This is a genomic window from Natrialbaceae archaeon AArc-T1-2 (assembly GCF_030273315.1).
GTDB lineage: Archaea > Halobacteriota > Halobacteria > Halobacteriales > Natrialbaceae > Tc-Br11-E2g1.
This window is the reverse complement of sequence record NZ_CP127174.1, coordinates 1,466,066-1,487,007: the sequence shown is the minus strand read 5'-3', so window position 1 is coordinate 1,487,007 and position 20,942 is coordinate 1,466,066. Positions and strand designations below refer to the sequence as shown.

The following is a 20,942-nucleotide window of genomic DNA, read 5'->3' as shown; positions in this document are numbered from 1 at the left end:
GTCCCGCTCGGCGGTTCTCCCGGCTTCACTCTCTAGCGGCGCGTATCGAATCCGCCAGCCGATCGTAGAAGCCGGGTTCGTACTTCGTCGCCGCGTCGATCGTCGGCCGGGCGTTCGTCTCGGTGACGACGACGCGATCGCCGGTCACGAGGAGGTCGACGCCGAGAAACGGAATCTCGAGTTCACACGCGACCGCTTCGGCGATCTCTCGCCACGGCTCGGGAAGCGAAACGCCCGCCGCTTTCGCCCCACGGTGGACGTTGTGTTTCCACTGGCCGCCGGCGTGTACGTCCTCGGGGAGCCGGCGCTCGACGGCGCCGACGTACTCGCCTTCGAGTACCATCACCCGGTAGTCGACCGCGTCGGGCAGAAACTCCTGGACCAGAAACGACTTGTCGCCGGTCGCCCGGTAGTCGTGGACGAGCGAGAGATAATCACAGATCCCCAGAAACGAATCCAGGTCGTACGCCTTGGCGACGCCGACGCCGCGGGTCGTCGAGTTCGGTTTCACGACGATCGGCGGCTCGAGCCGCTCGAAGACCGCCGTCAGTTCGGCTTCGCCGACGTCGCTCGAGACGTAGACCGAGTCGGGCACCGGCAGGTCAGCACGTTCGAGCCGGGCGAGTACCTCGGCTTTGTTCCGTGAGGTCAAGACGGCCTTGCGGTCATTGAGCCAGGATACCTCGAGGAGTGCGTCAGCGACCCCGCCTTCCATCAGTCGGCCGGGATAGACGAAGCCGACGTCGAACTCGTCTGTCGACCACGGGGCATCCTCGCCCAGGGGAACCGTTCGCTCGGATACCGGGACGTGATGGGCGCGAATCCCTCGCTCGGAGAGCGGACCGCACATTCGCTCGAACGTCTCCTGCCGGTTGGCGACAGCGAGGTCGATCATACGTGTAGTCCGAACGGGGCGGGCAAAAAGGTGGGCCGTCGCCCCAGTGCGAAACGAGTACGGCGTAACCGGTCGAGTTACGCGATCAGCTTCTCTTCGCCCTTCTCGACGACGATCCGACACGGCGGGGTGATCTTGTTGTAGGCGCGACGGAACGCCTCCTTGGCGTGGTCGGCGTCGTCGACGTCACACCAGATCGTAAACAGCCGTTCGCCCTGCTGAATGCGGGCAGCGGTGCCGACGATCTTGCCGAACGACTGACGCATCCCGTCGGAAACGCGGTCCGCCCCGGCACCCGTCGCCTGCTTGTTCTCGCGGATGACGTGGTGGGGGAACTTCCGGAGGATCATCTTGTAGTTACCTTCGCCGGCTTCTTTCAGCATGTGGCGGTTGGCCGACAGGCGGGAGGCCTCGAGGCTGCCGTGGCGGATCTGGACTTCTTCTTCGGTGACGAGGCTGATCTGAACGGGATAATCCTCGGAATCGGCCTCGAGGTCACCCATCTTGTGCTGTGCGATCTTCGAGCCCGGGATTCCAGTGATGTACTCGCGGCGCGTGTAGGCCGGTTTACTGATGTCCCGGTACATGGAGGCGGGTTTCTCCGACATGGTTACTTACGGAAGAGGAAGCCTACCGCGGGGATAAAGCCTTCGAAGCGTCGAAGATCCGTAACGCCGGCGGGAAATCGTGGGCGATCGGTTCCAGACCGTCTCGTGTCCTTGGGAAGAAAACAGCGGCAGTATCAGTTCGTCGCGACGTATTCGTCACCGTTTTTCTCGACGAGGTCGTTGCTCGCTAACTCGTTCAGTACGCTCAAAATGGCGATCTTCTTCATCGCAAGTGTCTGGTTCAGATCGTCGACCGTCGCACCGCCGGCTGCGTCGAGATAGAGGTACACCAGTTTGGCTCGAGGCGAGGCGAGCTCCTCGGGAACGGGATCGATACGTGTCGTGGCTTGCTGTTCCATCATTGTATCTACACGAACGACGCGACTGCATATAAACTTACGTTGCATTGTGTATACACACCATAGTCGATATTAATGAGATTATATCGATATACTGTCCAAAGTCGAACAAAAACTAGACGTCAGTCCACGATCCACCGATCGTCGCGTCGGTCGAGACCGTACCACGTCATCGTAGATAACGCTCACGAGGAATATGCCAACATTCTACACGGTATTTCGGAACGATCGATCCCACCCGATTCGACACGCTACCCCGCCTCCTACCCACCGCTTTCGGCGAACTCACCGGCGTTGGCAGCGCGTTTAAGACGTTGCCACCAGTATCTTCCGGTATGAAGAGTTTCCGGATTGGATCGCTGTTTGGCATTCCGATCAAACTGGATCTGACGTTCCTGCTCATACTGCCGATTTTCGCCTATCTCATCGGTGCACAGCTCGAGCCGGTCGCGGAAATTCTAAACGAGCTCATGGGAGCCGGAATCGTTATCGCCCCGCTGACCGAGGGGACGACGCCGTGGATCCTCGGGCTCGTCGCGGCGATCGGCCTGTTTGTCGGCGTTCTCTTACACGAACTCGGTCACTCGCTCGTCGCACAGCGGTACGGATTTCCGATCGACTCGATCACCCTCTGGCTGTTCGGTGGTATCGCCGCACTCTCGGAGATGCCCGAAGACTGGCGCAAGGAGTTCAACATCGCTATCGCCGGTCCGATCGTCAGCATCCTCGTCGGCGTCGTCACGTACGGGCTGTTCTTGCTGACACCAGTACTCGAAGGCGTCGCACCGACGACGGTGCTCAACGGTACACTGTTCGTCCTCGCCTATCTCGCATTCTTGAACGTCGCACTTGCGATTTTCAACATGCTCCCTGCGTTCCCGATGGACGGTGGGCGCGTGCTCCGAGCCCTGCTCGCTCGTAATCAATCGTACACGCGCGCGACCCAACAGGCCGCCGGCATCGGCAAGTTCTTCGCCGTCCTCATGGGAATCTTCGGCCTGTTCACGTTCAACATCATCCTCATCGGTATCGCGGTCTTCGTCTACATCGCCGCCTCGAGCGAGGCCCAGCAGGTGGTGATCAAAGCCGCATTCACGGACGTCACCGTCAGCGACATCATGACGGCCGCACCCGATCTGGACACCGTCTCCCCGGATACGACCGTCGCAGAACTCGTCCAGCGGATGTTCAGCGAACGCCACACGGGCTATCCCGTCGTCGAGGACGGCCGCCTCGTCGGCCTCGTGACGCTCGACGACGCCCAGCAGATCCAACCCGTCGAACGTGATGCCCACCACGTCGAGGACGTGATGACGACCGAACTCGAGACCGTCGCACCCAACGCGGATGCGATGGACGCCCTCGAGCGCATGCAACGGGAACGAATCGGCCGCCTGCTGGTCGTCGACGACGCAGAGGGCGAGAAGCTACAGGGTGATCCCACGGAAAACGGCGATCTCGTCGGGCTGATCACCCGAACCGACGTCATGACAGCGCTGAACATCATCCAACAAAGCGGCGCGGTCGAACCGATGCAATCGAGTCAGCCCGCAGACTGATACGGATTGCTGTAAGTCCGTACCGGGGCAACCGCAAGACGAGGCGCGGTTGTCCCGGGAAATAGTTACAGCAGTCCGTAACGGGTGCGAGAATCGAACCCGACTGCGAGACTCGCTTCGCTCGTCTCGCGTGGTTCGATCTCGCCTTTCGGCTTTTCCACTCCTCCCTTCGGTCGTCGTGAAAAAGTCCGGGTGCGAGAATCGAACCCGCGTCTCAGCCTCCACAAGGCTGAAGGATAGTCCACTACCCTAACCCGGACACGTTCGCACCCGTAGCTAAACGGGGAGCGCCTGAAATACGTTACGACTCGTGGCGCAGTCGCCGGACGCGACGGGGTCAGTCCGTTCGCCGAACGCACTCGCGTACGAGACCATCGCGCTTTTGCCGGCCCCGCCCGTAGGACCGACAACGCGTGGCCCTCACCGACAAGATCTACGTCAAGAACCACCAGCAGCTAAGCTCCCAGCTCGAGACATCCATTCCGAAAGGCGCGTTCAAGGGAGCGACGCTCGACGTGTTGTTTCAGGGCGACGGCCTCGAGAAGTTAGACGACGCCACCCGCGAGCGGGTGCTCGACTTCGCCGGGGACTTTCTCGACTGTGGCTGTGACAACAACCCCTACTGTGGCTGTCCGGAACGGAAGTTCATCCGCTACGTCCTCGAGTTGCGCGCACAGGGACTCGGCCCCGACGCCATCGTGGACGTAATGAGCGACGACTACATGGTTTATGCCTATCCCGGCGACGTCCTCTCGTTTCTCGACCAGGGCGTCCGGACGCTCGAGGCAGCCGAAGCACTCGCCGCGGTCGAAGGTGACGAGGACAAGCAAGCAGAGATCAGACGGACGAAACAGGATCTCGCGAAGTGACAAATAGAGGGGCTACCGGACCTGATAGGGTTCGTCGTCGTCCAGATCGTCGAGCAACAGGACCTCTTCTTCGTCTTCGAGTCGTTCCCGGAGATCGGCCACGTAGGCTTTGTGCTCTTCGAGTTGCTCACGGAGGTGTTCGGCCTCGAGTTCGAGGCGTTCGTGTTCGCGTACGAAGCTCTTTGGAACCTCGACGGTCGGCGGAAACGCCGGTTCGCCGTCGTCGCGGCGGCGCTCCTCGAGTTCGGTCTCGGGCACGACCTCGACCCGACCGTCGTGTTCGACGAGCATGTCGACGTAGTCCCGGAAGACTGCGGACAACGAGATATCGCGTTCCTCGGCGATGTCCTGGAGCGCCTCGAACGCCTTTTCGTTCACCCGGAACGAGATCGTCTTGTTCTTGTTGCCCATGGTGTCCGTACTCGTCGGTCGTCCTACTTAACAATTCGTGAGACAGGTCACGAACGGGGCTCGAACGTTTCGGCTACGTCATCGACCGTATCGCCGACCCGCCGGCTTCGGTCGTGGTTCCGGTGAAAAACGGATGGTAGTGGTGGGAATGGTGGTCCGTCGGTCGCAGTCAGCGGTCCGGTCGTTAGGCGGTCGCTTCCGTCTGTTCGAGGCTCTCGAGCGCCTGAATCACGTCGCGGCGGTAGTTCTCGACGGGGGAGTCGTACCGTTCGCGGGCCATCTCGGCGTACTCGTTGCTGGGAACCGTCGAGGCGCTCTCGGGGGCTTCCTGTTCGGCCTTCCAGGCCTCGAACTCCTCGATGCGCTCCAAGGTGCGTTCGGCGGTCTCGACGACCCAGCGGTCGCGGACGTCGTCGTCGACGACGGCGATCGACTCGGGGCGAAGCGAGACGTTTACCGTCCCCTCCTCGGGTTCGTAGGTCCGGGGCTTGCCGACGGCGGCGACGTACGCTGGCGGTTCGGTCTCCCGAAGCGTCGAGGCGGCCTCGGGCTGGTACTGGCCGGCGTAGACGAAAAACGTCCCCGTCGGATCGACGATCCGGCCACGCCAGTACTCGCTGTCGTCGCCGACGTCTTCGGTCTCGGTAAGGGTGCCGACGACGAAGACGCGGTTGGCACGGTCGCCGGTCGGCAACAGCGCGTAGTTCGGCGCACGGTCGTCGTCGCTCTCTTTGAACGTGTACGTCGAATCGTTAAATTCCGACGCGAAGACGCGGCGTGCGACTTCGCGAGTGAGTTCTGCCTGGCTCATGTCACATCGACCTCGCTTTGATCAGCAGGTCGTCAGGATCGGTCGGCCCGCCCAGTTCCTCGACGTCGTCGGCCAGCACGTAGCGGCCGAACGTCGGCCCCTCGATCCGGTAGTAGCTGCCGATGATCTCGTCTGCGATCTCGTCGGCCACAACGGTCGTATCCAGCGCGTCCATAGCCATGTCCTTCGCTTCCTCCAGGCTGAGTCCCGTCAGCTCTTCGGTAGCCTCCTGGTCGAAGATGACCTCGTGGGCGTCGATCCCGTCGTCGACGACGCCTTTGATCCGGAGGTCGAACTCGCCTTCGACCTCGCCGTGTTCGCTACAGCGGCCGTTCTGGAGAACGCGGGTGCAGTCCTCGTGGGGACAGCGTTTGATCAGGCCGCTGCCGCTTTGCATGTCGACCAGCGCACCGTCGATCTCGCTCGTATCGTTACCGACCTCGAGGTCTTCCTCGCGTTCCTCGATTACCGTCGTCGAGTTGAGCTTGACCGAGTACCGCCCCTGGTACTCGTCGGTGACGACGTTTCGAAGCCGGTAGACGCCGCCTTCCTCGAGGGAGGGCAGGTCGGATTTGGCCCACTTGGTGAACTTGATCGTCCCCGTGGGATCGCCCAGCAGCCCTACCTGGGCGACGGCGTCGCTGCGGGGCTCCCAGAGTTCGATCACTTTCGCCGTGAGGTCGATCCACTGTTCGGGTTCGTCGACGTCCTCGACGGTGACCTCGTCGCTGCCGCCGCCGGCGAGGTCCTCGCGCTCTAAGCCGGCCTCGTCCAGGTAGTGGTTGGTAACGCTCCGGCGTGCCTCGTCCATCGGCACTTTGTACTCTTCGACCAGCGTCGCCAATCGATCCTCGACGTCTTCGAGGTCGACCTCGAGGTGGTCCGAAAACTGCTCGTGTATGTCTTCTGCGTGCTCTCGTACGTCGCTCATTGGTGTCACGCCTCCTCCTGGGTTTCGACGGGAGGCATACCGGGTTTCGCGCCCGATGGTATTTAAACTGCCGCCACCGGAGCGAAAGTGAACGCGACTCGGAACGGCCCGAGCCGCCAGTCTGAACGGTGATCTGTCGGGGTGACTGGGGTAAAACTGATACTGCCGGCTGTACGTCGTGTACGATTCTCGCCGTTACGGGGGGCGAGAATCGTCACACAGTGACAGCCGATAGTATGAACTAGATGGCTCGAGCCGTCACGGGAGACGGCGGGACAGTTCGTGGGATATTTGCGGCTCGCGGAGTTGCTCGCCGCAAAAGTACGCCCGAGGCGGGATTTGAACCGGGGAGTGCAGTGAGCGAGCGAACGGAACGACCGTGGTTCAAATCCCGGGCGCGGTTTTCCGCACACGGGTGACGAGCACACGCTACGCGGTGCTCGTCGGTGTTGTTCGCGGAAAACGCCCGAGGCGGGATTTGAACCCGCGTCACAACCGTGACAGGGTTGTATGATGGGCCACTACACCACCCGGGCTCGCAACTCGTCGTTGCTTCGTCGGTGTATTAAGACTTCCGTATCCGCTCTCCATTGGGTTCCGTTCGCACTTGTATCGTTCCCGAATACCAGATGTCGGTAAGCAGACACGTGCTCGAGACGGGCAGGATGCTACCACGGCTGTCCTCCTTCGAAGACACACCTGTTGAGAAAGGCGGGATTTGAACCACCTGAACTTCGGTCGCAGTGCTCGCTCGTTCCGTAGTTCAAATCCCGGACGCGGTTTTCCGCACACGGGTGACGAGCACACGCTACGCGGTGCTCGTCGGTGTTGTTCGCGGAAAACGCCCGAGGCGGGATTTGAACCCGCGTCACAACCGTGACAGGGTTGTATGATGGGCCACTACACCACCCGGGCTCGCAACTCATCATTGCCCAGTTGGAGTATTAAGACTTTCCACTCGAGCGCCGTGTGGTAGCCCGACACGGGCGATACGATGGGTGTCATCGACACACAGTCCCGCAAGGGATATATACCAGAACGGGGTAACCTCCATTGTGAACGACTGGCCCGGTCAGGTTCGCCCGGCCGGTTAGCGCTGCTTCTCGGCTCGAGTTAGTAACCGTTAAATAGGTCCCGGATGTAGGTCCCTGCAGTATATCGTGACAGCCGCTTCTCTCCCGTTAGCCCACAACACATGGTAGACGTAAGCCAACACGAACTGGTTCCGGAGCACACTGTCCTCGAGGAAGAGGCCCTCGAGGAGGTGCTCGCGGAGTACGACATCGACCGCACCGACCTGCCGAAAATCAAAACGAACGATCCCGCTTTGCCGGAGGAAGCCGAGGTGGGAGACGTCATCGAAATCGTCCGGGATTCACGGACAACCGACCAAGCCGTCGTGTACCGACTCGTGATAGAATAATGTCGATGGAAATGAACCGAGCGAAACGGCGTGACATCTCGCGAGAGTACTTCTCGAGGGAACGACTTGCCGACCACCATTACCGCTCGTTCAACGCCTTCCTCAATCGGGGAATGCAGGAAGTCGTCGACGAGAAGGCGACAATCGATACGGACATCGGCGACAAGGAAGGCGAAGAGCCCGTCCACGTCGAGCTGGGGGACGTCCGGGTCGTGACGCCACGGGTTCGCGAGGCCGACGGCTCCGAGGAGTTGCTCTATCCCCAGGAGGCGCGACTTCGCAACATCACGTACTCCGCGCCGGTTTTCATGGAGATGTCGATCGTCAAAGGCGAGGAGGGCGATCAGCGGGTCGTCGACTCCACGGAGACGAAAATCGGTCGGATGCCGGTCATGGTCGGCTCCGACAAGTGTAACATCGCAGGCTTCTCCGAGGAGGAACTCATCGAGATCGGTGAAGATCCCGCCGACCCCGGCGGCTACTTCATCGTCAACGGCTCCGAGCGAGTCCTGATGACGAGCGAGGACTTAGCGCCAAACAAGATCCTCGCGGAGTACGACACGAAATACGGCGACGAGATCCAGGTCGCCAAGACCTTCTCCCAGCGTCGTGGCTACCGTGCGCTCGTGCTGTGTGAGCGAGGTCGGGACGGACTGCTCGAGGTCTCGTTCCCCTCGGTGTCGGGCTCGGTCAACTTCGTGACGCTCGTGCGTGCGCTTGGCCTCGAATCCGACGAGGAGATCGTCCACAAGGTCTCGAACGATCCCGAGGTCGTCAAGTACATGCTCGAGAACTTAGAGGAAGCGGAGGTCCAGACCGAAGAGGAAGCGATCGAGGCGCTGGGCAAACGCGTCGCCTCCGGCCAGGGGAAAAACTACCAGCTCAAGCGAGCCAACTACGTGATCGACCGCTATCTCCTGCCACATCTCCACGAGGAGGGTGTCGACGAGGAGGACGTCCGGATCAACAAGGCCCACTACCTCTGTCGGATGGCAGAAGCGTGTTTCGAGCTCGCGCTGGGGCGACGCGAAGCCGACGACAAGGACCACTACGCGAACAAGCGTCTCAAGGTCAGCGGCGACCTGATGAAAGATCTCTTCCGGACAGCGCTGAACAAGCTGGCACGGGACGTCAAATACCAGCTCGAGCGGGCGAACATGCGGAACCGACAGCTCTCTGTCAACACGGTCGTGCGCTCTGACGTGCTCACGGAGCGACTCGAGCACCCGATCGCGACGGGGAACTGGGTCGGTGGCCGCTCCGGTGTGAGCCAGCTAGTCGACCGAACGGACTTCATGGGGGTGCTCTCGCATCTGCGACGGCTTCGGTCGCCGCTGTCACGCAGCCAGCCACACTTCGAAGCGCGGGACTTACACGCGACTCAGTGGGGGCGCATCTGTCCGTCCGAGACCCCGGAGGGACCGAACTGTGGGTTGGTGAAAAACTTCGCACAGGCGATGGAGCTCTCCCAGAACGTCGAGGACGAACAGGAACTCAAACGAGAACTGGCGTCGATGGGTGTCCAGGGCATTCCGGGCATCGAGGGCGTCAACCGAACCACGGCAGACGACTAACATGAGTAGCCAACAGCGAGAAGCCAAGGTGTACGTCAACGGGTCGCTGGTGGGGACCCACCCGAACCCGCACGAACTGGCCGAACAGATCCGGGAAGCGCGTCGTATGGGCGACGTCAGCGAGATGGTCAACGTTTCGGTGAAAGACCGAACCCGCGAGGTCATCGTTAACGCCGACGCCGGTCGGGCGCGTCGCCCGCTGCTCGTCGTCGAAGATGGCGAGCCACGCATCACCGACCAGGAGATCGAAGCGCTTCGAAACGGCGACCTCGAGTTCGAGGACCTGGTCGAGCACGGCTACGTCGAGTTCATCGACGCCGAGGAGGAAGAGGACATCTACGTCGCCGTCGACGAGGACGACTTGAACGCGGATCACACCCACCTCGAGATCGACCCGCAGCTGATCTTCGGGATCGGCGCGGGGATGATCCCCTATCCCGAGCACAACGCCTCGCCACGGATTACGATGGGTGCGGGGATGATCAAACAGTCGCTGGGACTGCCGAGTGCGAACTACCGGATCCGACCGGATACGCGCCAGCACCTGCTGCATTACCCCCAGCTGTCGATGGTCAAGACCCAGACCACCGAACAGATCGGCTTCGACGACCGGCCCGCAGCCCAGAACTTCGTCGTCGCCGTGATGAGCTACGAGGGGTTCAACATTGAGGACGCCCTCGTGATGAACGAAGCCTCCGTCGAGCGGGCACTCGCCCGGTCGCACTTCTTCCGGACCTACGAGGGCGAGGAACGACGGTATCCGGGCGGTCAGGAGGACCGCTTCGAGATTCCGTCCCAGGACGTCCGTGGCGCGCGTGGCGAGGAAGCCTACGCGCACCTAGACGAGGACGGGCTCGTGAACCCGGAGACGCCGGTCGACGAGAACTCGGTGTTGCTGGGCAAGACCTCGCCGCCACGATTCCTCGAAGAACCCGACGACATGGGCGGGCTCTCACCCCAGAAGCGTCGGGAGACGTCGGTGACGATGCGCTCGGGCGAGTCCGGCGTCGTCGACACCGTCACGCTGATGGAAGGCGAGGACGGCTCGAAGCTCTCGAAGGTCTCCGTACGTGACGAGCGCATCCCGGAGCTGGGCGACAAGTTCGCGTCTCGACACGGCCAGAAGGGAGTTATCGGTCACCTCGCACCCCAGGAGGACATGCCCTTTACCGAGGAAGGCGTCGTGCCCGACCTCGTCTTGAACCCCCACGCGCTGCCGTCCCGGATGACCGTCGGACACATCTTAGAGATGATCGGCGGCAAACTCGGCTCACTCGAAGGCCGACGCGTCGACGGAACGCCCTTCCTGGGCGAAGACGAAGCGGAGCTCCGTAAGGGTCTCGAGGAAGCCGGCTTCGACTCCGCCGGCAAGGAGGTCATGTACTCCGGCATCACGGGTGAGAAGATCGAGGCCGAGATCTTCGTCGGAATCATCTTCTATCAGAAGCTGTATCACATGGTCTCGAACAAGTTGCACGCCCGGTCGCGCGGGCCGGTGCAGGTGCTGACCCGCCAGCCGACCGAGGGACGTGCCCGCGAGGGTGGCCTCCGGATCGGGGAGATGGAACGCGACGTGTTCATCGGCCACGGTGCGGCGATGACGCTCAAAGAACGGCTGCTCGACGAGTCCGACCGGGAGTTCATCAACGTCTGTGGGAACTGTGGGATGACCGCAACCGAGAACGTCGAGCAACGTCGGGTGTACTGTCCGAACTGTGGCGAAGAGACGGACATCCACGAGATCGAGATGAGCTACGCGTTCAAGCTCTTGCTCGACGAGATGAAAGCGCTCGGAATCGCACCGCGACTGGAACTCGAAGACGCCGTCTAAACCATGCGAGATACGACACCCAAAGACATCGATACGATCACCTTCGGGCTGATGGAGCCCGAGGAGTACCGGGAGATGAGCGAGACGAAGATCATCACCGCGGACACCTACGACGACGACGGGTTCCCTATCGACATGGGACTGATGGATCCACGGCTGGGCGTCATCGACCCCGGCCTCGAGTGTAAGACCTGCGGGCAGCACTCGGGTTCGTGTCCGGGCCACTTCGGGCACATCGAACTCGCCGCACCGGTGATCCACGTCGGCTTCACGAAGCTCATCCGACGACTGCTTCGGGGGACCTGCCGGGAGTGTTCCCGACTACTGCTCACCGAGGACGAAAAAGCGGAGTTCCGGGACCAACTCCAGGAGTCCCGCGAACTCGGTCGCGACTTAAACGACGTGACGAAGGCGGCGATCCGACAGGCCCGCAAGAAGGATCGCTGTCCCCACTGTGGCGAGATCCAGTACGACATCGACCACGAGAAACCGACAACGTACTACGAAGTCCAGCAGGTCCTGACAAGCGAGTACTCCCAGCGCATCGCCGCGGCGATGCAAGGCGGCGAGGACCGCGAGCGGATGTCGCCGGACGAGCTCGCCGCGGAGACAGAGATCGAACTCGGCCGGATCAACGAGATCCTCTCGGGCTCGTTCCGGCCCCGCGAGAGCCAGCGCAAGGCGATCGAGAAGGCCTTAGACGTCGATCTCACCGAGGAGGACACGAACAAGCTGATGCCCAGTGACATCCGGGACTGGTTCGAAGCGATCCCCGACGAGGACATCGAGGTGCTCGGAATCAATCCCGAACGCTCCCGACCCGAGTGGATGATCCTCACCGTGCTTCCGGTCCCGCCCGTCACTGCGCGGCCGTCGATCACGCTGGACAACGGCCAGCGCAGCGAAGACGATCTGACCCACAAGCTCGTCGACATCATCCGTATCAACCAGCGGTTCATGGAGAACCGCGAGGCCGGTGCCCCCCAGCTGATCATCGAGGACCTCTGGGAGCTGTTGCAGTATCACGTGACGACGTTCATGGACAACGAGATCAGCGGCACGCCGCCGGCCCGTCACCGCTCGGGACGGCCGCTGAAGACCCTCTCCCAGCGCCTGAAGGGCAAGGAAGGGCGGTTCCGTGGCTCGCTGTCGGGCAAGCGTGTGAACTTCTCGGCCCGAACCGTCATCTCGCCGGACCCGACGCTTAGCCTGAACGAGGTCGGTGTCCCCGACCGCGTAGCGACAGAGATGACCCAGACGATGAACGTCACCGAGCGCAACGTCGCGGAGGCACGTCGCTACGTCTCGAACGGGCCCGAGGTCCATCCGGGTGCAAACTACGTCCGGAGACACGACGGTCGCCGACTCAAGGTGACCGAGAAGAACTGCGAGGAGCTCGCCGAGAAGGTCGAACCCGGCTGGGAAGTCAACCGACACCTCATCGACGGCGACATCGTCATCTTCAACCGCCAGCCGTCGCTGCACCGGATGAGTATCATGGCTCACGAGGTCGTCGTGATGCCGTACAAGACGTTCCGGCTCAACACCGTCGTCTGTCCGCCGTACAACGCCGACTTCGACGGCGACGAGATGAACATGCACGCGCTGCAAAACGAGGAGGCACGTGCCGAAGCGCGCGTGCTCATGCGCGTGCAAGAGCAGATATTGAGCCCACGGTTCGGCGAGAACATCATCGGTGCCATCCAGGACCACATCAGCGGGATGTACCTGCTGACCCACGACAACCCCCGGTTCAACGAGACCCAGGCACTCGACCTCCTGCGGGCGACCCGGATCGACGAGTTACCGGAGCCAAGCGGGATCGACGACGAAGGCGAGCCGTTCTGGACCGGCCTCGACGTCTTCTCGGAACTGCTGCCAGACGACCTGAGCCTCGAGTTCACCGGAACCGTCGGCGACGACGTGGTCATCGAGGAGGGCCAACTCGTCTCCGGCACCATCGCCGAAGACGAGGTCGGCGAGTTCGGCGGCGAAATCGTCGACACGATCACGAAGGTGTACAGCACCACCCGCGCCCGAATCTTCATCAACGAGGTCTCGACGCTCGCGATGCGGGCGATCATGCACTTCGGGTTCTCGATCGGCATCGACGACGAAACCATCCCCGAAGAAGCACAAGCGCGTATCGACGAGACGATCGACGACGCCTACGACCGTGTCGAGGAGCTGATCGCGGCCTACGAGCGCGGCGAGCTCGAGTCCCTGCCCGGCCGCACCATCGACGAGACCCTCGAGATGAAGATCATGCAGACGCTCTCGCGGGCGCGTGACAACGCCGGCAACATCGCCGAGGAGCACTTCGAGGACGACAACCCGGCGGTCGTCATGGCCGAATCCGGGGCGCGTGGCTCGATGCTGAACCTGACCCAGATGGCCGGCTGTGTGGGCCAGCAGGCAGTCCGTGGCGAACGGATCAACCGTGGCTACGAGGACCGCACGCTCTCACACTACCAGCCGAACGACCTCTCCGCCGAGGCACACGGCTTCGTCGAGAACTCCTACACCGGCGGGCTCACCCCCCGGGAGTTCTTCTTCCACGCGATGGGTGGCCGCGAGGGGCTGGTCGACACCGCCGTCCGAACGTCGAAATCCGGCTACCTCCAGCGCCGGCTGATCAACGCCCTCTCGGAACTCGAAACACAGTACGACGGCACCGTTCGCGACACCAGCGACACGATCGTCCAGTTCGAGTTCGGCGAGGACGGCACCTCGCCGGTGAAAGTCTCCTCGAGCGAGGACGGCGACATCGACGTCGAACAGATCGCAGATCGCATCCTCGAGTCCGAGTTCGACACCAAGGAGGAAAAGGCCCAGTTCCTCGGCTCTGAACCCGAACCGACGAACCTCTCCGAACACGCCGACAGCCGTCTCATCGGCGACGTCACGGAGGTGAGCTCCGATGACTAACGTCGAGTACGACGTTGGCGACGACGTCGTCGCACTCGTCGAGGACACCGAGCTCCCTCGCCGGCTCAAAAACCGGGTCTACGAGACGGTCGAGGAACGCGACGTGAGCCTCGAGCAAGCAGACGAGATCGCCCAGGCGGTCGAGAACCAGTATCTCGACACGCGCATCGATCCGCTCGATCCCGTCGGGACCGTCTCCGCCCAGTCGATCGGCGAACCCGGAACGCAGCTGACGATGAACACGTTCCACTACGCAGGGGTCGCAGAGATCGACGTCACCCAGGGGCTACCCCGGCTGATCGAGCTGGTCGACGCCCGGAAGACGCCGGACACGCCGATGATGACGGTCCACCTCGAGGACGAGTACGCCAAGCGACGCGAGAAGGCCCACGAGGTCGTCTGGAAGATCGAGGCGACGAAGATCCTCGCACTCGGTGACGTCTCGACGAACGTTGCGGACATGCGCGTCCAGATCTCGTTGAACCCCGATACGCTCGAAGAGCGGATGATCACGGCAGAAGAGGTCGCAGAGATCATCGAAGACGAACTCGGCGTCGAGACGCTCCAGCAGGGGGCGACGATCGAGTTCGGCCCCGAGGAGCCGTCCTATCGCGACCTGCTCCAGCTGGTCGAAGAACTGCGGGACATCACGTTCAAGGGTATCGAGGAGGTCTCCCGTGTCGTGATCCGCCGAGAGGAACTCGACGACGGTAGCGAGGAGTTCATCCTCTACACCGAAGGATCGGCATTCGGCGACGTCTTAGAGATCGAGGGCGTCGACGCCTCCCGGACGACGTGTAACAACATCCACGAGATTCACCGCAACCTCGGCATCGAGGCGGCCCGCGAGGCGATCATCGAGGAGACTCACAATACGCTCGCCGAACAGGGACTGGACGACGTGAACGTCCGCCACCTGATGCTCGTCTCAGACATCATGACGAACCGCGGCGAGATCGAGTCGATCGGTCGCCACGGCATCTCCGGCTCGAAGGAGTCCGTACTCGCCCGCGCGGCGTTCGAGGTGACGGTCAATCACCTGCTCAACGCCGCGATTCACGGCGAGGAAGACGAACTCGACGGCGTCACGGAGAACGTCATCGTCGGCAAGCCGATCAAACTCGGCACCGGCGACGTCGACCTCCGGATGGGGTCGAGTGCGGGCACGGGCTCGAGTACCGGTCGGACCGACTGACTTCGAGATCGGTCGAGTTCACAACGCAACGCGGTCGTTCCGAGTGTCCATCTCTCGATGACTTCTCGTCCCGTCTGTGCGTCGCCAAGCGGCGCTAACCCACGCTCGGGGCGTCACGCGAGATCGGCGAAACGGCTGCAGACTCCGCGAGAGGGGTACCTAACGCGATCTCGTGGCGTCGCGCTCGCTCCGAACAGGGACGCTTAAGTGCCTTCGTCGGTTAGCGGCGGGTACTATGGCAAACGGCAAGTACGCCGCGCGCAAGCTCAAGAAGGACCGCCAGAACCAGCGGTGGTCCGACTCGGACTACGCGCGCCGCGAACGCGGACTTCGAGAGAAGTCCGACCCGCTCGAGGGCGCTCCCCAGGGCCGGGGTATCGTACTCGAGAAAGTCGGTATCGAAGCGAAACAGCCCAACTCGGCGATCCGAAAGTGCGTCCGGGTCCAGCTGATCAAAAACGGCAAGCAGGTCACCGCCTTCTGTCCCGGTGACGGCGCTATCTCGTTCATCGACGAACACGACGAGGTCACCATCGCCGGGATCGGTGGTGCGAAGGGTCGTGCGATGGGCGACCTCTCGGGTGTCAACTACAAGGTCGAGAAGGTAAACGGCGTCTCGCTGATCGAACTCGTCCGCGGGAACGCGGAGAAACCGGTGCGATAATCATGGCGGCAGAAGACCAACCCGAACCCGAGGCCCCAGCCGGCGGCGGCGACGTCTCCGCACAGCTGTTCGGTCGGTGGGACGTCGACGAGATCGAGTACGGCGATCCCTCGACGGAGCGGTACATCTCCGTTACCCCCGTGGCTCACACGGCGGGTCGACACGCCAGCAAGCAGTTCAAGAAAAGCGAGGTCTCGATCGTCGAACGGTTCATCAACCGTCTGATGCAGACCGAGGAGAATACGGGCAAGAAACAACAGACGCTCAACCTCGTGCGCGAGGCGTTCGAACTCGTCCACGAGCGCACCGAGGAGAACCCCATCCAGGTGCTCGTCACGGCCGTCGAGAACGCCGCACCCCGCGAGGAGACCGTCCGTCTCAAGTACGGTGGCATCTCGGTCCCGAAAGCGGTCGACGTCGCCCCCCAGCGCCGGGTCGACCAGGCGCTTAAGTTCCTCGCCGAAGGCGTCCAGAACGACTCGTTCAAATCGCCCACCCCGGCCGAGGAGGCCATCGCCAACCAGCTCGTCGGCGCGGCCAACTACGACGTCGGTACGTACGCGATCAGCCAGAAAGAAGAAAAAGAGCGCGTGGCGGCAGCTGCACGCTAAGCTCGTCGTTTCGGTTTCGGATCGCTTTCTCGAGACGTGCTTGACACGAACGCAGCGTAGGTTAACAACCCCAGTTCACTCGCCAGCACGCCATCATCTCGATCTCTTCTTGCTGGACGTCGATAATCTCCGTCGCGAGATCTGCGACGCGTCGTGATCGGCCCTCCTCGAGCACCTCCTCGGACATCACGATCGCACCCTCGTGATGGCGGATCATGTACTCGGCAAACAGACAGTCAAACTCCTGGTCCTCGGCCTCCCGGAGGTCGTCCATCTCGTCGTCGGTCAACACACCGTCCATGTCCTCGTGAGCCATGTCGTGATCGTCGGGATCGACCCCAGCCTCGGCGAGCCACTCATTCAACTGTTTGATCTCTGCCTCTTGGACCTCGATTATCTCCGGGCCAAGCTCACACAGCTCCTCGCGGTCGGTTCGTCCTGGAATGAGCTCGGCCATCTCGATCGCCTGTTCGTGATGGGGGATCATTCCCTGCATGAACAGGATGTCGGCGTCGTTGAACGGGCCCTCTGAATCGATATCATCCTTGTCGTGTCCTCGTTTGTCCTTGTCAAAGTCGTGACCGTCGTTTTTCTCGTGGTCGCTCGCAGTAGCGAAGCCCGCCACGCCAGCAATACCTATCGATCCCGCCAAATACAGGACCCGGCGTCGTGCTGTACTATCCATTGAATCAAACATCGCACTCCGAATACGCTTTAGTATGGGGGATTGTTGCAGAAATGAAACTATGTACGAACGGTTGCAATCGGAAAAGGGAGAGACAGCTCGACGGAGTCGGAGGTCGCGACGCGGTATGTGCTTGCCAATACGCCTTTCAGGTGGAGGTCCAGGCTGGACGAGTCGGTAATTCGACTGCTCTCTGAAGGCGGTCATAGACTCCGACGGTACGGCGTCGAACTCGAGCGGTGTATCGCCGCCGTTTGAGTATTTGTACCATTCGTGCCCGTCCATCGTTACACGTTTTTCGTGTTCGAAAAATGCACCCATACTGCCTATTTTCCACTATAACGTGAACTTCACCACGCCCAATTCAATATATTAAATTTATTTATTTCCGTTAAATATATACTATATAGAGGTTAAATATTCTGTATGGATGGGTACAACCATTCGCCTGGACGGCGGACGTTTCTCAAGTACAGCAGCACAGGAATCGCGAGTGTCGGAGTCGGTCTCTCGAGCGTCAGACGCGGGGCTGGCGAATCGAGCGACGGAGACGAAACGGAACTCGATGACAGTGGAGAACCGATCGACGACAGCGACGAGCGAGCGCCGGTCACAGTCCAGTCGCTGCCGACGAATCCGGAATCGCCGCCGGACGGAACGATCGAAGCGAACGATTACGAGTGGCTCCCGGATGGGGCGCCGGAGACGGGCACCGACCACGCGCTCAGGCTGACCGACGATGGCGGCGTCGCACCGGAGTTTCGGTTTTCGACGTCGGACGATTTCACGATCGATTACCACTGGCGACACCACTCCGGCGGTGAGCTGGCCTACATGTTCAACGACCTCGACAGCGAGAGCTCCGGCTTTCGGGCGTTCACCAACGGGATCGCAGGCGACGGCCTCTACTTCCGGAACGTCTTCGGCGGGAGCGACGTTGCGTACGGACGCGACGTTCAGGACGGAAGCTGGTACAACGTTCGAGTCGTCCTCGATGCTAGCGACGAAACGTACACGGTCTACATCGACGGCGAAGAGATCGGACGGAGCCATTACAACGGTGACGGCTGGGTCGCTCGGGATCTGTTTCGGGTGATGGGACGAGAATCGGGCTCGTCGACGATGGTGGACTACGATCAGTTCGTGATGGCGCCAGCGGCGATTCATCCAGGTGAAGGCGAGCTCAGTTCCGATCTCCTCTCCTACGAACTCGACGACGGGACGGGAAGTCGAGTCGCGAACAGTTCCGAATCCGCTGGCAGCGAGCTTCCGGATCGATTCGAGGAGTTGCGAGCCGGGAAACTGGAGATGGCGAGCCACATCGCGGATATAAGCCAGGATATCGATGAGGTGTCTCGAGTCGAATCGACGTTGGACGATCTTGCTGACGAACTTCAGGCGGGCACTGTCGAAGTAGAGGCTGCGAACTCGACAGTTGAGAGAATGATAATGGGCCGGGACATAACCGAATTATCACTAGCGGGGCTAGGTCCCGTCTCGGTTTCTTCCCCAGAAGATCCTATATCACGGGTTGGAGAACCATCTGACTCACTAGCAACAGATGATTCATTTACTATTGTTGGAAAAGCTGTTGAGAATATAACTATGCTCACTGCGAGTATGTTCGTTGCACTAAGGGGTCTCAAGCATATTGCAGCGTGGATATCAAAGATTAGCCCGAGGGTCGGCAATGCATTGGAGAATATCGATGAGGGTATCAACAAAATCTTTAATATTCTTCCTTTTGCTAAGGGTTTTCTGAGGGAAGTATCTGTAGATCTAAGTGAGGAAGCTGAGACAGAAGCAGAAGAATTGGACAGTCCGGAAGACGAAGGAGAAACACTCTACAGTTTGATCAAAACTACATTCGATAACGAGTATCGGGATCCAGCCGCCAACTTTGTGATGGGGGGATTTGAAGCGGGTGTCGAGTTTATGCTTGATCACTTTGATAGTGAGATCGGTATTGACGATGATGAATTTGACCTGGAAGTTGATGACACTGCAGGAGACAGAAAAGTGAATGTGCAAGAGGATATCATCGATGAATGCAAAGCCGTCAACGACGAATTGCGCGTGACTGGATTCGTTTCGGCAGCAGGTGGCTACCTAGCAGGTGGCGGTGCACTACTAACTCTTGGATCATGGGGAACAGGAGCTCCAGTCGGCACTGCAATGGCTATCATTGGGACGTTTGTTGGAGCTAGCTTTGCGTTCCTCGGTTCAATGACTGCCGCAAATAGTATATTTACTATCCGAAATCTCCATGACGATGGTCTCATGGAGATAAGCGAGGGTGTGTAATATGAGATATGATGATATCATTTCGGGGCTGAACACTGTAGACGAGGCGATCGATAACGAAGACCTCAAGAATATCGATGAGAATCTCGCTTATTTGGATGAGCTGTATAGTGGTGTTAAACCCACGGAGCGAACACGGATGGCTCGGTTACAGGTAGCAAAAAACGAGTCCGATCTTACAAACGAGGAGCTTGAACCGCTAAGTGAATACGAAAGATGGTATCTTACAACGGTTTTTGCCCGAGGAGGTTTTCTAACAGCGAGCGAACTATACCTAATCGATCCGATAGAAATCGACTCCAACGAGTTGAGTGATATGGTTTCAGACCTCATTAGCCGGGAAATGGGGTTAAAAAATGCAACTCATAAAGCCAACTCGATACTTCGGGGTATTGAATTACCATCACAAATTGATATCCTATCCTTCTCAACTACTGAATCGCCATTATTTGGCAAATTTGTTACATCTAAAATAGATATTAAAAATATTGGTGATGATACTGCTACTGGAATCACAGCTAAATTAAAATCAAAAACGCTTGGTGTCGAGCAGTCAGTTACGATCGATAGTCTCGATCCAAATGACAGTCATACAACTACATTTGAGCTAGAAGCTTCGACAGAAGGCACAGCCAACCTGACTGCAGTAGTAGAAACAGAGAACGCAGGATCACTGACCGAAACTGATACTGTGACAGTTCGGACGGAAAAATCAGTGGTCAATACTTCACTAGAGACGATCATAAGTCTAGAAGATTTGGTCAAAGAAGAGCTAGGTCAGAAGGGAGCAAAACGCTCAATCGTGTCGAAGCTTAACGCAGCAAGTCAAAGCCTGAACCGTGCACTAACAGCGATCGAACGTGGACAAAACAAACAGGCAAGTAATGCGATAAAGACCGCCATGAACCAGCTCGAGTCGCTTCTGAACTCGGTCAACAAAAATCGTAGGGATCAAATCACTGAATCGTCTTTTCCTCATAGGAAAGTCGTAAACCATATAAATATTATACTTGAGCATCTAGCAGACGTGGAGAGTATAAAGTGAGCGAATATAATTGTGTATGAGAGGTCTCATAATAATAATTAGTCTTGGTCTTATTTCTGCGATGGGTGGTATTCTTGCTATTATAGATCCAAAGCTAGGGCTATTACGTGATACGAACGCGATCGAATCCAAAGAAGTCGGAGGGTTAGAACGCTTATTTTCTTATCTTGGCGGAGCAGTGTTGCTATTTGTTAGTTTGCTTTGTTTCTGGGTGGTCCTATGGGTATTGCTACAGTAAA

At 59.8% G+C, this 20,942-nt stretch carries 18 protein-coding genes and 3 tRNA genes; 11 read left to right on the top strand and 10 right to left on the bottom strand.

Features of this window, described 5'->3' with window-relative positions; translation table 11 throughout:
* Nucleotides 1-25: 25 nt before the first annotated feature.
* From QQ977_RS07650 to QQ977_RS07640, 3 genes are all read right to left on the bottom strand, one after another.
* Nucleotides 26-895 (bottom strand): ATP-grasp domain-containing protein, encoded by an 870-nt coding sequence (locus tag QQ977_RS07650; protein WP_285928585.1) that lies wholly within the window; start codon nt 893-895, stop codon nt 26-28.
* 77 nt (nt 896-972) lie between these two features.
* The gene (locus QQ977_RS07645; RefSeq protein ID WP_285928583.1) at nt 973-1,503 is read right to left on the bottom strand and encodes a 50S ribosomal protein L16; all 531 of its coding nucleotides are present in this window, start codon (nt 1,501-1,503) and stop codon (nt 973-975) included.
* A 134-nt stretch (nt 1,504-1,637) separates the two neighbouring features.
* Entirely contained in the window at nt 1,638-1,865 is a 228-nt protein-coding gene (locus tag QQ977_RS07640) for a MarR family transcriptional regulator (protein ID WP_285928582.1), read from the bottom strand.
* A 332-nt stretch (nt 1,866-2,197) separates the two neighbouring features.
* On the opposite strand from QQ977_RS07640, the gene QQ977_RS07635 reads away from it, so the two are divergent.
* Nucleotides 2,198-3,421, top strand: coding sequence for a CBS domain-containing protein (locus QQ977_RS07635; RefSeq protein WP_285928581.1), 1,224 nt, complete (start codon nt 2,198-2,200; stop codon nt 3,419-3,421).
* A gap of 186 nt (nt 3,422-3,607) precedes the next feature.
* Here the strand turns inward: QQ977_RS07635 and QQ977_RS07630 are convergent.
* A tRNA-His gene (locus QQ977_RS07630) sits at nt 3,608-3,680 on the bottom strand.
* A gap of 154 nt (nt 3,681-3,834) precedes the next feature.
* Here QQ977_RS07630 and QQ977_RS07625 point away from each other — a divergent pair.
* Nucleotides 3,835-4,290 (top strand): DUF5814 domain-containing protein, encoded by a 456-nt coding sequence (locus QQ977_RS07625; RefSeq protein ID WP_285928579.1) that lies wholly within the window; start codon nt 3,835-3,837, stop codon nt 4,288-4,290.
* A 12-nt stretch (nt 4,291-4,302) separates the two neighbouring features.
* Here QQ977_RS07625 and QQ977_RS07620 read toward each other — a convergent pair whose 3' ends face one another.
* The 5 genes from QQ977_RS07620 to QQ977_RS07600 form a co-directional block, all read right to left on the bottom strand.
* Nucleotides 4,303-4,701, bottom strand: a complete 399-nt coding sequence (locus tag QQ977_RS07620) for a CopG family transcriptional regulator (RefSeq protein ID WP_285928577.1) — start codon at nt 4,699-4,701, stop codon at nt 4,303-4,305.
* Nucleotides 4,702-4,885: 184 nt separating this feature from the next.
* On the bottom strand, nt 4,886-5,512 hold the full coding sequence (locus QQ977_RS07615) for an RPA family protein (RefSeq protein WP_285928574.1): 627 nt from the start codon (nt 5,510-5,512) through the stop codon (nt 4,886-4,888).
* A 1-nt stretch (nt 5,513) separates the two neighbouring features.
* A complete protein-coding gene (locus QQ977_RS07610; RefSeq protein ID WP_285928571.1) occupies nt 5,514-6,443 on the bottom strand; it encodes a replication factor A in 930 nt (309 codons plus the stop codon).
* Nucleotides 6,444-6,906: 463 nt separating this feature from the next.
* Nucleotides 6,907-6,979, bottom strand: a tRNA-Asp gene (locus tag QQ977_RS07605).
* 306 nt (nt 6,980-7,285) lie between these two features.
* A tRNA-Asp gene (locus QQ977_RS07600) sits at nt 7,286-7,358 on the bottom strand.
* Nucleotides 7,359-7,638: 280 nt separating this feature from the next.
* Here QQ977_RS07600 and QQ977_RS07595 point away from each other — a divergent pair.
* The 7 genes from QQ977_RS07595 to QQ977_RS07565 all read left to right on the top strand — a co-directional run bounded on the left by QQ977_RS07595 (nt 7,639) and on the right by QQ977_RS07565 (nt 16,669).
* The gene (locus QQ977_RS07595; RefSeq protein ID WP_285928569.1) at nt 7,639-7,866 is read left to right on the top strand and encodes a DNA-directed RNA polymerase subunit H; all 228 of its coding nucleotides are present in this window, start codon (nt 7,639-7,641) and stop codon (nt 7,864-7,866) included.
* Nucleotides 7,866-9,440: a DNA-directed RNA polymerase subunit B'' gene (locus QQ977_RS07590; protein ID WP_285928567.1), complete on the top strand. Its 1,575-nt coding sequence runs from the start codon at nt 7,866-7,868 to the stop codon at nt 9,438-9,440. Before QQ977_RS07595 ends, QQ977_RS07590 begins: the two co-directional genes overlap by 1 nt.
* Before the next feature lies 1 nt (nt 9,441).
* Complete coding sequence (gene rpoB / locus QQ977_RS07585; protein ID WP_285928565.1) at nt 9,442-11,271, top strand: DNA-directed RNA polymerase subunit B; 1,830 nt, start codon at nt 9,442-9,444, stop codon at nt 11,269-11,271.
* Nucleotides 11,272-11,274: 3 nt separating this feature from the next.
* Nucleotides 11,275-14,199 carry a DNA-directed RNA polymerase subunit A' gene (locus QQ977_RS07580; RefSeq protein WP_285928564.1) on the top strand — a complete coding sequence of 975 codons (2,925 nt, stop codon included), beginning with the start codon at nt 11,275-11,277 and terminating at the stop codon, nt 14,197-14,199.
* The gene (rpoA2, locus tag QQ977_RS07575; RefSeq protein WP_285928562.1) at nt 14,192-15,394 is read left to right on the top strand and encodes a DNA-directed RNA polymerase subunit A''; all 1,203 of its coding nucleotides are present in this window, start codon (nt 14,192-14,194) and stop codon (nt 15,392-15,394) included. The genes QQ977_RS07580 and rpoA2 overlap by 8 nt, the downstream gene beginning before the upstream one ends.
* A gap of 235 nt (nt 15,395-15,629) precedes the next feature.
* A complete protein-coding gene (locus QQ977_RS07570; protein WP_285928561.1) occupies nt 15,630-16,058 on the top strand; it encodes a 30S ribosomal protein S12 in 429 nt (142 codons plus the stop codon).
* A gap of 2 nt (nt 16,059-16,060) precedes the next feature.
* On the top strand, nt 16,061-16,669 hold the full coding sequence (locus tag QQ977_RS07565) for a 30S ribosomal protein S7 (RefSeq protein ID WP_285928560.1): 609 nt from the start codon (nt 16,061-16,063) through the stop codon (nt 16,667-16,669).
* 61 nt (nt 16,670-16,730) lie between these two features.
* Here the strand turns inward: QQ977_RS07565 and QQ977_RS07560 are convergent, their stop codons facing one another.
* Nucleotides 16,731-17,294 (bottom strand): DUF305 domain-containing protein, encoded by a 564-nt coding sequence (locus QQ977_RS07560; RefSeq protein WP_285928559.1) that lies wholly within the window; start codon nt 17,292-17,294, stop codon nt 16,731-16,733.
* 486 nt (nt 17,295-17,780) lie between these two features.
* On the opposite strand from QQ977_RS07560, the gene QQ977_RS07555 reads away from it, so the two are divergent.
* Complete coding sequence (locus QQ977_RS07555) at nt 17,781-19,658, top strand: LamG-like jellyroll fold domain-containing protein (protein ID WP_285928557.1); 1,878 nt, start codon at nt 17,781-17,783, stop codon at nt 19,656-19,658.
* 1 nt (nt 19,659) lies between these two features.
* Entirely contained in the window at nt 19,660-20,703 is a 1,044-nt protein-coding gene (locus QQ977_RS07550) for a CARDB domain-containing protein (protein ID WP_285928555.1), read from the top strand.
* Nucleotides 20,704-20,942 lie beyond the last annotated feature (239 nt).